Annotated in this window: 7 protein-coding genes; 3 read left to right on the plus strand and 4 right to left on the minus strand. The window is 67.0% G+C overall.

Translation table 11 applies throughout. The features are described from left to right. Positions 1-583 precede the first annotated feature (583 nt). The 3 genes from metH to O5O54_RS08925 all read left to right on the plus strand — a co-directional run bounded on the left by metH (position 584) and on the right by O5O54_RS08925 (position 8,588). Positions 584-4,351: a methionine synthase gene (gene metH / locus O5O54_RS08915; protein WP_279480809.1), complete on the plus strand. Its 3,768-nt coding sequence runs from the start codon at positions 584-586 to the stop codon at positions 4,349-4,351. Positions 4,352-4,747: 396 nt separating this feature from the next. Next, on the plus strand, positions 4,748-5,998 hold the full coding sequence (locus tag O5O54_RS08920; RefSeq protein ID WP_279480812.1) for a porin: 1,251 nt from the start codon (positions 4,748-4,750) through the stop codon (positions 5,996-5,998). Positions 5,999-6,308: 310 nt separating this feature from the next. Continuing rightward, positions 6,309-8,588: an NADP-dependent malic enzyme gene (locus O5O54_RS08925; protein ID WP_279480813.1), complete on the plus strand. Its 2,280-nt coding sequence runs from the start codon at positions 6,309-6,311 to the stop codon at positions 8,586-8,588. A 218-nt stretch (positions 8,589-8,806) separates the two neighbouring features. Here O5O54_RS08925 and yjfF read toward each other — a convergent pair whose 3' ends face one another. The 4 genes from yjfF to ytfQ form a co-directional block, all read right to left on the minus strand. Then, on the minus strand, positions 8,807-9,769 hold the full coding sequence (gene yjfF / locus O5O54_RS08930) for a galactofuranose ABC transporter, permease protein YjfF (protein ID WP_279480816.1): 963 nt from the start codon (positions 9,767-9,769) through the stop codon (positions 8,807-8,809). Between the two features lie 5 nt (positions 9,770-9,774). Continuing rightward, a complete protein-coding gene (locus O5O54_RS08935; RefSeq protein WP_279480817.1) occupies positions 9,775-10,809 on the minus strand; it encodes an ABC transporter permease in 1,035 nt (344 codons plus the stop codon). Next, positions 10,806-12,320, minus strand: coding sequence for a sugar ABC transporter ATP-binding protein (locus tag O5O54_RS08940; protein WP_279480819.1), 1,515 nt, complete (start codon positions 12,318-12,320; stop codon positions 10,806-10,808). Before O5O54_RS08940 ends, O5O54_RS08935 begins: the two co-directional genes overlap by 4 nt. Before the next feature lie 162 nt (positions 12,321-12,482). Beyond that, complete coding sequence (gene ytfQ, locus O5O54_RS08945) at positions 12,483-13,451, minus strand: galactofuranose ABC transporter, galactofuranose-binding protein YtfQ (protein ID WP_279480821.1); 969 nt, start codon at positions 13,449-13,451, stop codon at positions 12,483-12,485. Between the last annotated feature and the right edge of the window lie 37 nt (positions 13,452-13,488).

A 13,488-nucleotide genomic window follows, 5' to 3' on the forward strand; every position in this document is an offset into this window, starting at 1 on the left:
CTACTGATAGAGTGACTATCAACTCATAGACAGGCTCGCTGTCGTCTCCTCCTACGCTCCTTCTTCAAGAACATACTCGATCGCAATGGTCCAGTCGGTGAATGGCATCGGCATGCCTCTTGGGTTCGCCCTATTCCGCCGCTGGTAATGATCGATAGGCTACCCCGGTCAACCGAGAACGCCCCAACGCATCGATCGATTCCATCGTCGACGTATCCATGTGAAGTGAACAGCATGGAACGACAGGACGCGAATGGGTTTGCTGAAGCGATCAGCGCGATACGCAGATGCACGCATCAATTGCGCAACACACCGCCCAGCATACGCATCATATGCGCAATACAAGATTGATAATTGCGCAACAACCACTCGTAAGCTATTGTTTTGTCATATGCGAACCTCGCGCTAATTGCGCAACGGCACACTCGATCGGCGGCGATGTGTTGGGATCGGGGCGGGCGCCGAGAGCGGCACCGCCATCGACGACCGGCGGTCGCGCGCAGAGCGCCTCGCCAGGGCCTGTCAAATCATATAAAGACATCCTTATATGTGATTTGCCGCGCTCCGGCCTTGAGGTGCCTTCATGAGCTCCACCCTCGATACGCTCTTCGCTTCCCGCTCCGCCACGTCGGCGCGCGACGACGTCTGGACGGCGCTGCGCAAGGCGGCGGCTGAGCGTATCCTGATCCTCGACGGGGCGATGGGCACGCAGATCCAGGGTCTCGGACTGCAGGAGGAGCACTTCCGGGGCGACCGGTTTGGCGACTGCTCCTGCCACCTCCAGGGCAACAACGACCTTCTCGTCCTGACGCAGCCCAAGGCCATTGAGGACATCCACTTCGCCTATCTCATGGCCGGGGCGGACATCGTCGAGACCAACACGTTCTCGGGCACCACCATCGCGCAGGCCGACTACGAGATGGAAGCGGTGGTCTACGAGCTGAACCGCGAGGGCGCGGCCGTGGCCCGCCGCGCGGCGCTGCGCGCCGAGGCCGCCGACGGGCGACGCCGGTTCGTGGCGGGCGCCATCGGCCCGACCAACCGCACGGCCTCCATCTCGCCGGACGTCAACAATCCCGGCTTCCGCGCCGTCACCTTCGACGATCTGCGCATCGCCTATGCCCAGCAGGTGCGCGGTCTTCTCGACGGCGGATCCGACATCATCCTGATCGAGACGATCTTCGACACGTTGAACGCCAAGGCGGCGATCTTCGCGGCCGAGGAGGTCTTCGCGGAAGCCGGCGTCGCGCTGCCCGTGATGATCTCTGGCACGATCACCGACCTGTCGGGGCGCACGCTGTCGGGCCAGACGCCGACCGCCTTCTGGCATTCGGTGCGCCATGCCAAGCCCTTCACCATCGGCCTCAACTGCGCGCTCGGCGCCGAGGCCATGCGCCCGCATCTCGCCGAAATCTCCGGCGTCGCCGACACCTATGTCTGCGCCTATCCCAATGCCGGCCTTCCCAACGAGTTCGGCCAGTACGACGAGACCCCCGACGCCATGGCGCGGCAGGTGAGGGGCTTTGCCGAGGAAGGGCTGATCAACGTCGTCGGCGGCTGCTGCGGCTCGACGCCCGAGCACATCCGCGCCATCGCCGACGCCGTGGCGGGGCTCAAGCCGCGTGCCGTCCCGAAGCAGGCGCCGCTGATGCGCCTGTCCGGCCTCGAGCCCTTTACGCTGACGAAGGACATTCCCTTCGTGAACGTCGGCGAGCGCACCAATGTGACGGGTTCGGCGAAGTTCCGAAAGCTGATCACCGCCGGCGACTATGCCGCGGCGCTGGACGTCGCGCGCGACCAGGTGGCCAACGGCGCCCAGGTCATCGACGTCAACATGGACGAGGGCCTGATCGACTCCAAGCGCGCGATGGTCGAGTTCCTGAACCTCGTGGCTTCGGAGCCCGACATCGCCCGCGTGCCGGTGATGATCGACAGCTCCAAGTGGGAGGTGATCGAGGCGGGCCTGCAATGCGTGCAGGGCAAGCCGATCGTCAACTCGATCTCCATGAAGGAAGGCGAGGAGGCGTTTCTCCACCACGCGCGCCTCTGCCGCCTCTACGGGGCGGCGGTGGTCGTCATGGCCTTCGACGAGGAGGGGCAGGCGGATACGTTCGAGCGCAAGGTCGAGATCTGCAGCCGGGCCTACAGGCTGCTGACCGAGAACGGCTTCCCGCCGGAGGACATCGTCTTCGACCCCAACGTCTTCGCGGTCGCCACCGGCATCGAGGAGCACGACGGCTACGGCGTGGCCTTCATCGAGGCGACGCGCACGATCCGGGAGACGCTGCCGCACGCCCATATCTCGGGCGGCGTGTCGAACCTCTCCTTCTCCTTTCGCGGCAACGAGCCGGTGCGCGAGGCGATGCACGCCGTGTTCCTGTACCACGCCATCCAGGCGGGCATGGACATGGGCATCGTCAATGCCGGCCAGCTCGCGGTCTACGATTCGATCGACCCCGAGCTTCGCGAAGCCTGCGAGGACGTGGTGCTGGACCGTCCGGGGCGGGAGGGCAAGAGCCCGACCGAGCGGCTTCTGGAGATCGCCGAGCGCTATCGCGGCACGGCCGGCAAGGAGGCCAAGGCCAAGGACCTTTCCTGGCGCGAGGGCACGGTGGAGGAACGCCTCGCCCATGCGCTCGTCAACGGCATCACCGAATTCATCGACGCCGACACGGAAGAGGCGCGTCTGAAGGCGGCCCGCCCGCTCCACGTCATCGAGGGGCCGCTGATGGCGGGCATGAACACGGTCGGCGACCTCTTCGGGGCCGGCAAGATGTTCCTGCCGCAGGTGGTGAAGTCCGCCCGCGTGATGAAGCAGGCCGTCGCCCATCTCCTTCCCTACATGGAGGAGGAGAAGCGGCTGAACGGCGGCGAGGAGCGCAAGAACGCCGGCAAGATCCTGATGGCGACCGTGAAGGGCGACGTCCACGACATCGGCAAGAACATCGTCGGCGTCGTCCTTGCCTGCAACAACTACGAGGTGATCGACCTCGGCGTGATGGTGCCGGCCGCCAAGATTCTGGAGACCGCCAAGGCCGAGAAGGTGGACGTGATCGGCCTGTCGGGCCTCATCACCCCCTCGCTCGACGAGATGGTGCATGTCGCGGCCGAGATGGAGCGCGAGGGGTTCGACGTACCACTCCTGATCGGCGGGGCGACGACCAGCCGCGTCCATACGGCGGTGAAGATCGACCCGCGCTACCGCAAGGGGCAGACGGTCTACGTGACGGACGCCAGCCGCGCCGTCGGCGTCGTCTCCAACCTCCTGTCGCCCGAGGGGCGCGAGTCCTACGCATCCGGCATCCGCGCCGAATACGAGCGGGTGGCCGAGAAGCACGCGCAGGCCGAGGCCGAGAAGCAGCGCCTGCCGCTGGAACGGGCGCGCGCCAACCGCCAGCCGGTGGACTGGTCCACCTTCCGCCCGGTGAAGCCCTCGTTCCTCGGCACGCGCGCCTTCGACACCTGGGACCTCGCCGAGCTCGCGCGATACATCGACTGGACGCCCTTCTTCCAGACCTGGGAGCTGAAGGGCCGCTATCCCGCGATTCTGGAGGACGAGGCGCAAGGAGCGGCCGCCCGTCAGCTCTTCGAGGATGCGCAGGCGATGCTCGCCCAGATCGTGGAGGAAGGCTGGTTCCGCCCGCGCGCCGTGGTCGGCTTCTGGCCGGCCAACGCGGTGGGCGACGACGTGCGCCTCTATACCGACGAGGCGCGCAACGCAGAGCTCGCGACGTTCTTCACCCTGCGCCAGCAGCTCTCCAAGCGCGGCGACCGACCCAACGTGGCGCTGGCCGATTTCGTGGCGCCGAAGGACACCGGCATCGCCGACTATCTCGGCGGCTTCGTCGTGACGGCTGGGATCGAGGAAGAGGCGATCGCCGACCGATTCGCCAAGGCGAACGACGACTATGCCGCCATCATGGTGAAGGCGCTGGCCGACCGCTTCGCCGAGGCCTTCGCCGAGCGCATGCACGAATATGTGCGCCGCGAGCTCTGGGCCTATGCGCCGGACGAGCGATTCTCGCCCGGCGAGCTGATCGGCGAGCCCTATGCCGGCATTCGTCCGGCGCCCGGCTATCCCGCGCAGCCCGACCACACGGAAAAGGTGACCCTTTTCCGGCTTCTCGACGCGGAAGCCCAAACTGGCGTGAAGCTTACCGAAAGTTATGCGATGTGGCCGGGCTCCTCCGTGTCGGGTCTCTACTTCGCGCATCCCGACAGCTACTATTTCGGGGTCGCCAAGGTCGAGCGCGATCAAGTGGAGGACTATGCGCAACGCAAGGGCATGGCCCTTGCCGAGGTGGAGCGCTGGCTCGGCCCCATCCTGAACTACGTGCCGGCCGGCACCTGACAAAGCCCCCACGGCGCCCCCTCGGGCGCCGTTTTCGCATCCGGGCCTGCCTCAAGGCCGCACGTCCGGCCCGCGCGAGGACCGGGACGGTGAGAAAGGGGAGATCTATCCCCTTGTCGTTGCTGCCGAATTTTTCCTGTCTTCCATCCTTTGGAGGATGCCGTCCTTTTCCTGCGGCAGGATTGCGGCGACATATAGGAAACAAAACTTACAATCAGTAGAGATGGTTTTACAGCAAGTCCAAATGTGGCCAAAACGGCACAACGCTGTGTCAGATAGCTAGTGGGAGAAGGGGAGCGGCCGTTTTTAAATTGTGCCCAAGCATCTTCAATGGCATTTGTCGGATGTAGCCGCCGCAAGGGCTGCCTAGCTATCAACCAGGAATTGTCCGGGACAATGAAAAACGTTTTCCACCAAGTACTGCTTGGCTCCGCTGCGGCTCTCGTCGCTGTTTCCGGCGCTCGCGCCGCTGATGCCATCGTCGCCGTCGAGCCCGAGCCGGTCGACTACGTCCGCGTTTGCGACGTCTACGGCAAGGGCTTCTACTACATCCCCGGCACCGAGACCTGCCTCTCGGTCGGCGGTTACGTCCGCTTCCAGGTGAACGTCGCCGGTGACCCGGCCGTCAACCTCGAAGGCGACGACTACCAGGTCGCCACCCGCGTCCGCGCCCGTCTGAACTTCGACGCTCGCGAAGAGACCGAGCTCGGCACCCTGCGCGCCTTCGCCCGTCTCCAGGCCACCAATACCTCGGGTGCCAACAACGGCGTTGCGATCGACCAGGCCTACATCCAGCTCGGCGGCCTGCTCATGGGCTACCGTGACACCCTCTGGTCGTCGGGCATCGGCGGCATCGAGGACGGCCTGCTGACCGACACCGACCTCGTGGTCGGCGACTTCAACACCAACCAGGTGTCCTACACCTTCGCCGCGGGCGGATTCTCGGCCACGATCGGCCTCGAAGACGACGGCACCGGCGACGTGGTTCCGGACATCCACGGCAAGCTCGTCTACTCGGGCGCCTGGGGCGGTGCGTACCTGTCGGCCGTCTACGACGAGACCTTCAACCGCGAAGACCTGCAGACGATCTTCGGCTCGAACTTCAACTTCCTGACGCTCACGGGCTTCTTCCCGACGCGTCTCGAGGACGGCAACAGCGACGCCTTCGCTCTGAAGGGCGGCGTGCTGCTGAAGGACCTGATCGCGCCTGAGTCGCGCCTGAAGATCGAGGGTCACTACGCCTTCGACCCGACGGTCTACGCCACGATCACGGGCCTGGCCACGGTCAACACCTTCGCCGCCAACAACCCGAACATCCTGAACCCGACTCCGGGCTCGGTTCCGATCGTTCTCGAGTGGGCTGCCGGTGCTGGCTACGCCCAGGCGTTCGGCAAGCTCGGCGTCGCGGTCTCCGGCCAGTACGGCGAGACCTTCGACACGCGCTTCCTGGCCCTCGCGCCGAACGGCCGTGTCGTTCCGGTCGATCTGTCGGGCGAGTACTACGCCCTGGTCGGCAACGTCGGCTACCAGATCACCAACAACTTCGCGACCCTCGCGGAAGTCTCCTACCGGAACGTCGACTTCGGCGGCCCGATCGGCGACACCGATCAGGTCTCGGGTTTCCTCCGCTTCCAGCGGAACTTCTAAATCCATCGCAAGATCGGAGGGGCGCGAGCCCCTCCGTCACATGCCTCCAGTTTCAGGGGGAGTCCCGTCGTCCCGGGGCTCCCCCGTTTTGCGTTGTGCGCCCGCACGGGTGATGGATCGCGCATCCGTTGCGACCATCGGATGCCGCCACCCTTGCCACCCAAGCCCTTCCATCGTGACCCGTCGGCGAACCGTCTACGGCGCTCCGTTTCGCTGCGCTGCCGCATGCTGATTGGTTGACGCCGGCCCCTCGCCGGGAAACAAGGGCATTCCGGCCTGACGGTGGTCGGAGGCGAGGCGAGGGGGAATCATGGCCGAGACGACGCGACGCAGCGGCATCCGCACCACCGACGCGGAGGCGCTGGCCTTCCATGCCGAGGGCCGCCCGGGCAAGCTGGAGATCGCGCCGACCAAGCCCATGGCGACGCAGCGCGACCTCAGCCTTGCCTATTCGCCGGGCGTCGCCGTGCCGGTCAAGGCCATCGCCGAAGACCCGGCCCGCGCCTTCGACTACACGACGCGCGGCAACATGGTGGCCGTGATCTCCAACGGTACGGCCATTCTCGGACTCGGCAACCTGGGGCCGCTTGCATCCAAGCCCGTGATGGAGGGCAAGGCCGTCCTCTTCAAGCGCTTCGCCGACGTCGATTCCATCGATCTCGAAGTCGACACGGAAGATCCGGACACGTTCATCAACGCCGTGCGCTACCTCGGCCCCTCCTTCGGGGGGATCAATCTCGAGGACATCAAGGCGCCGGAATGCTTCATCATCGAGCAGCGCCTGCGCGAGCTGATGGACATTCCCGTCTTCCACGACGACCAGCACGGCACGGCCATCATCGCGGCTGCCGGCATCATCAACGCCCTGCACCTGACGGGACGCGAGATGAAGGACATCCGGCTCGTCTGCAACGGCGCTGGCGCGGCGGGCATCGCCTGCGTCGAACTCGTCAAGGCGATGGGCGTGCCGCACGACAGCGTCATCCTGTGCGACACCAAGGGCGTGATCTACCAGGGCCGCACCGACGGGATGAACCAGTGGAAGTCGGCCCACGCCGCCCACACGGACGCGCGCACGCTGGAAGACGCGATGCGCGGCGCCGACGTGTTCTTCGGCGTGTCGGCCAAGGGCGCGCTGACGCCCGAGATGGTTCGCTCCATGGCTGCCAACCCGATCATCTTCGCCATGGCCAATCCCGATCCGGAGATCACGCCGGAGGAGGCCCACGCGATCCGCGACGACGCGATCGTGGCGACCGGCCGCTCGGACTATCCCAACCAGGTCAACAACGTCCTCGGCTTCCCCTACATCTTCCGCGGCGCGCTCGACGTGCGCGCGACGCAGATCAACGACGCGATGAAGATCGCCGCCGCCGAGGCGTTGGCGAGCCTGGCACGCGAGGACGTGCCGGATGCGGTCGCCTCCGCCTACAAGGGGTCGGGCCGGCCGAAGTTCGGCCGCGACTACATCATCCCAGCGCCCTTCGACCCCCGCCTGATCACGCAGGTGCCCGAAGCCGTTGCGCGCGCCGCGATCGAAAGCGGGGTCGCACGCCGCGAAATCCCGGATTGGCACGCCTACCGCAACCAGCTCGCCTCGCGCCGCGACCCGACCGCCGGCACGTTCCAGAACATCTTCGCCAGCCTCCGCCAGAACCCGCGCAAGGTCGTCTTCGCCGAAGGCGAGGAGGAGCAGGTGATCCGCGCCGCCACGGCCTATGTCACTCAGGGGCTCGGGCAGGCGGTGCTGGTCGGACGCGAGGACCGGATTCGCGAGACCGCGCGCTTCGCCGGCGTCGAGCTGAAGGACGGCATCACCATCAGCAACGCCAAGCTCTCGGACCGGACCAACGCCTATTCCGAGCATCTCTACGCGCGGCTCCAGCGCCACGGCTACCTGCAGCGCGACTGCCACCGCCTGATCAACACCGACCGCAACCATTTCGCCGCCGCCATGGTCGCGCTGGGCGACGCGGACGCGATGGTCTCCGGCCTCACGCGCAACTACTCCGTCGTGCTCGACGACGTCAGGCGCGTGATCGACCCGAAGCCCAACCGCGCCGTGATCGGCATCTCGATCGTGATCGCCAAAGGCCGCACCACCTTCGTCGCCGATACCGCCGTCCACGACATGCCGACGGCCCCGCAGCTCGCGCGCATCGCGACGGAGGCGGCACGCTTCGCCCGCAAGCTCGGCCACACGCCGCGCGTCGCCTTCCTCGCTCACTCGACCTTCGGCCATCCGCCGTCCGAGCGCTCCGAGCGCGTGCGGGAGGCCGTGGCGCTGCTGGCGCAGAACAGCGTCGACTTCGAGTTCGACGGCGAGATGGGCGCCGACGTCGCCCTCAACCCCGAGCTGATGGCCCTCTATCCGTTCTGTCGGCTCACCGGGCCGGCCAACGTCCTCGTCATGCCGGCCTTCCACTCCGCGTCGATCTCGACGCGCATGGTGCAGGAACTCGGCGAGGCGACCGTGCTCGGCCCGATCCTCGTCGGCCTCGAAAAGCCGGTCCAGATCGTCAAGCTCGGCGCGACCGACATAGACCTCGTCAACATGGCCGCCTTCGCGGCGTTCTCGGCGGAGGGGTGAGAGCAGGGGCGCTGCCCCTGCACCCCGCCAGGGACATGATGTCCCTGGACCCTCCACATTCGAAGAGTGTCCAAACAGGAAGGGGGCCGGTGGCCCCCTTCCTGTTTGGAAGGATATTTAAATGAAAAGAAGGGATCGGGAATTCCTTCCCGAGCGGGGGGCCGAAGGACGGGCGAGACCCGTGGCTCGCCCCGAAAGGCGGCAGCCCCGCCACACCTTCAGGCCGCGGCCGCGAGGCTGGTGCGCTTCGTCAGGCCGCGCTGGAGGGTGATGAAGGCGAAAAGCAGGATGCCGATGGCGATCTTGGTCCACCAGGAGGACAGCGTGCCGTCGAAGACGATGTAGGTCTGGATCAGGCCGGAGATCAGGATGCCGACGAAGGTGCCGGCGACGAAGCCGACACCGCCGGTGAGCAGCGTTCCCCCGATCACGACGGCGGCGATCGCGTCAAGCTCGACGCCGACGGTGGCGAGCGAGTAGCCGGACGACGTGTAGAGCGCGAAGACGACGCCCGCGACGCCGGCGAGAAGGCTGGAGAGGGCATAGATGCCGATCGTGACGCGCGCGACGGGCACGCCCATGAGTTCGGACGAGGTGCGGTCGCCGCCCAGCGCGTAGACATAGGTGCCGAAGCGCGTCTTGTGCGCGATGACGATGCCGATGGCGAAGACGGCGAGCATGACCATGGCGACGAAGGTGAGTCGCCCGCCGGAGGGGATGCGCCAGGCGATGCTCTTTAGGGCGTCGAAGGCGGGGTGGGCGATCGGCACGGATTCGGTGGTCAGGAGGTAGCAGCCGCCGCGTGCCAGGAACATGCCGGCCAGTGTCACGATGAAGGGCGGCGTTTCGAGATAGTGGATCATGGCGCCCATCACCGCCCCGAACAGGGCGGCGATCACGAGGATCGCCAGGATCATCGGATAGGGATGGTAACCGTCGCGGATGGTGACGGCGAGGAAGACGCCGGTGAAGGCGATCACCGAGCCGACCGAGAGATCGATCCCGCCGGACAGGATGACGAAGGTCATGCCGACGGCGACGATGCCGAGGAAGGCGTTGTCCGTCAGGAGGTTGGCGACGACGCGGGTGGACAGCATCGCCGGGAACTGGACCGCCGAGAGCGCGAAGGCGACGGCGAAGACGGCGACCGTGACGAGAAGGGGCAGGAAGCGCGCGTTCATCGACGTCAGACCTTGCGGGGATGGGGGGCGGCGGTCGCGCCGCCGTCCGCCGCGAGCGTGCGGCGGGGGCCGATCAGGGCGGTGGCGCGCGCCATGGCCGGCGACTGGAGCACCAGGATCAGCGCGATCAGGACGGCCTTCAGGATCAGGTTCATCTCCGGCGGGAAGCCGGACAGCAGGATGCCCGTGTTCATCGCCTGGATGATCAGCGCGCCGACGAGGGCGAGCGGGATGGAGAAGCGCCCGCCCATCAGCGAGGTTCCGCCGATGACGACGGCCAGGATCGCGTCGAGCTCCAGCCAGAGACCGGCATTGTTGGCGTCGGCGCCGCGGATGTCGGCGGCGGCGATCAGGCCGGCAACGGAGGCGCAGAGGCCCGAAGTCATGTAGGCGGCGATCAGGACGGCCTTGGCGTCGACGCCGGCCAGCGCCGAGGCGCGGCGGTTGATGCCGGTCGCCTCGATCAGGAGGCCGAGCGCGGTGCGCCGCACGAGGAGGATGACCAGCACCGCCATGCAGAGCGCGATCACGACCGGCATCGGCAGGAAGAGGAACGAGCCCGAGCCGATGAAGAACAGGGTCGGATCGTTGAAGGTGACGATGAAGCCGGAGGTGACGAGCTGGGCGATGCCGCGGCCGGCGACCATCAGGATCAAGGTGGCGATGATCGGCTGGATGTCGAGCACGGCGACGAGGATGCCGTTCCAGAGCCCGCACAGGAGGCCGACGCCGAGCGAGGCGAGGATCACGAACGGGATCGGCACGCCGGCGACGGTCAGCGTCGCCGCCACGGCGCCGGAGATCGCCATGGTCGCGCCGACGGACAGGTCGACGCCCTTGGTGGCGATCACGAGCGTCATGCCGATGGCGAGCAGCATGACCGGCGCGCCGCGGTTGAGAACGTCGATCAAGGGGCCGTAGAGCCGGTCGTTGCGGACCGTGAGATCGAAGAAGGACGGAAACACCAGCGCGTTGACACCGAGCACCAGGGCCAGGGCGAGAAGCTGGGGTAGCGCCGAGCGCAGGCGGGACAGGCTCATGGACGCGATCCCTGGTTCGGCGTTCCGGCGATGGTGCGCATGATGGCGGCGGGCGAGACGTCCACGCCTGTGAGGTCGCCGAGATGGCGGCGGTCGCGCAGGACGCGCACGCGCGCAGCGTAGGTGGTGATCTCGTCGAGCTCCGAAGAGATGACCAGCATGGCCATCCCATCCGCGCAGAGCTCCTCGATCAGGCGCACGATCTCTGCATGGGCGCCGACATCGATGCCGCGCGTCGGCTCGTCGAGGATCAGGAAGCTCGGCTCGGTCGCGAGCCAGCGGGCGAGGATCGCCTTCTGCTGGTTACCTCCGGACAGGAGGCGGATCGGCTTCTCGATGTCGGTGGTTCGGATGTCGAGCGCCTTGACGAAGCGGTCGGATATGCGGACCTGTTCGCGCATCGACAGGGGCTTCGCCCAGCCGCGCCGGGCCTGGAGGGCGAGGATGATGTTCTCGCGCACCGAGAGGTCGCCGACGATGCCCTCGACCTTGCGCTCTTCCGGGCAGTAGCCGAAGCCGGCGCGGATCGCAGCGCGCGGATTGACGAGGCGCACGGGCTTGCCGTCCACGAAGGCCTCGCCCGTGTCGGCCCGGTCGGCGCCGAAGACGAGGCGGGCGGTCTCGGTGCGGCCGGAGCCGAGAAGGCCGGCGACGCCCACGGCCTCACCGGGGCGAATCTCGAGGTCGAAGGGTTCGACACTGCGGCGGCGACCGTAGTTGCGGAACGATACGCGCGGTTCGCCCGCGGCCGCCCGCGTGGGTGGCGCATGATGAACCGCCTCGCCAAGTTCGCGACCCAGCATCATCGTCACGATATCCATGCGCGACGTGTCGGCAATGGCGCGCTCGCCGACGAGGCGTCCGTTGCGCAGCACGGTCGCGCGGTCGCACACAGCGAAGACCTGGTCCAGGAAATGCGTGACGAAGACGATGGCCATGCCCCGGTCGCGCAAGGCACGCATGGCGCCGAACAAAATCTCGACCTCAGCGGCGTCGAGGCTGGCGGTCGGCTCGTCGAGGATCAGCACCTTGCCCGAAACGTCCACCGCTCGGATGATGGCGACAAGCTGCTGGACGGCGACGGAGAGCTGGCCGAGCGTCGCCGACGGATCGATGTCGAGGCCGTAGGACTTCAGGAGCTCGCGCGTCCGGCGGCGCATGGCCCGGCCGTCGGTGAAGCCGAAGCGTGTCGGCTGGCGCCCGAGGAACAGGTTCTCGGCGACGGACAGGTTCGGCAGGAGGTTGACCTCCTGGTAGACGGTGCCGATTCCCAGCGCTTGCGCCTGCCGGCTGTCGGTCGGGTGGATTTCGGCGCCGTCGAGGAGAATGCGGCCGCCGTCGCGGCGGTAGACACCCGTCAGCGTCTTGATCAGGGTCGACTTGCCCGCGCCGTTCTCGCCGAGCAGCGCGTGGATCTCGCCAGCGCGGAGCGTCAGGTCGACCCCGTCGAGCGCCGTCATTCCGGCAAAGGTCTTGGTCAGGCCGCGAAGGGCCAGGAGATCGTGAGGCATAGGATCGCTCGGGTCCGATGAGCCGGGGCGGGCCGTCGCGGCCGGCGCTGCGTGCCATCGCGCGGTGACGTGGCCGCGAAGGGCCGTGCCGCCGGCCGTTAGAAGGGGCCGGCGGCGCGGGGAAGGCGAGGCGGACGGGCGAGGCCCGTCAGCCGACTGGGCTCAGTAGCCGAGGCCCTTCTTGGACTCCATCACAGCCTTCGGATCGTCGGCCTGGGTGTAGAGCTTGGACTCCGTCTGGATCCACTTCTTCGGCTCGGTACCGTCCTTCTTGTAGGCTTCCAGCGCGTCGAAGGCGGGGCCGGCCATGTTCGGCGTCAGTTCGACGGTGGCGTTGGCCTCGCCGGCCGCCATGGCGGCGAAGATGTCGGGCACGGCATCGATCGAGACGACCATCACGTCGGAGCCCGGCTTCAGGCCGGCTTCCTTGATGGCCTGGATGGCGCCGACCGCCATGTCGTCGTTGTGGGCGTAGACGGCGCAGATGTCCTTGCCGCCGTTCTCGGCCTTGATGAAGCTCTCCATGACTTCCTTACCCTTGGTGCGGGTGAAGTCGCCGGTCTGCGAGCGGGTGATCTTGATGTTGTCGTGACCGGCGATCGCCTCCTCGAAGCCCTTCTTGCGGGCGATGGCGGGCGAGGAGCCCGTGGTGCCCTGAAGTTCCACGACGTTGCAGGGCTTCGACCCGACTTCCTTGACGAGGTAGTCGCCGGCGACCTTGCCCTCGTGGACCTGGTCGGAGGTCACGGCGGTGAGGTAGAGCGAGTCGTCGGACGTCTCGATGTTTCGGTCGAGCAGGATCACCGGGATCTCGGCTTCCTTCGCCTCTTCCAGGACGTCGTCCCAGCCGGTGGCGACGACGGGGGCCAGGAGGATCGCGTCGACGCCCTGCGCCACGAAGGAGCGGATCGCCTTGATCTGGTTTTCCTGCTTCTGCTGCGCGTCGGCGAACTTCAGGTCGATGCCGCGCTTCTCGGCTTCCTGCCGGGTGACGGCCGTTTCGGCGGCGCGCCAGCCCGACTCGGATCCGACCTGCGAGAAGCCGACCACCATACCGCTCTGCGCGAAGGCCGGAGCGGCCATCATGGTCGCCAGCGCCAGGCCTGCGGCCAGCTTGCCCAACTTGCTCATGTTCTTCCTCCCTGATGCCGGGCGCTGTGCCGGCAGA

Source organism: Aureimonas sp. SK2, from assembly GCF_029813115.1.
In the GTDB taxonomy this organism is placed as follows: Bacteria; Pseudomonadota; Alphaproteobacteria; order Rhizobiales; family Rhizobiaceae; genus Aureimonas.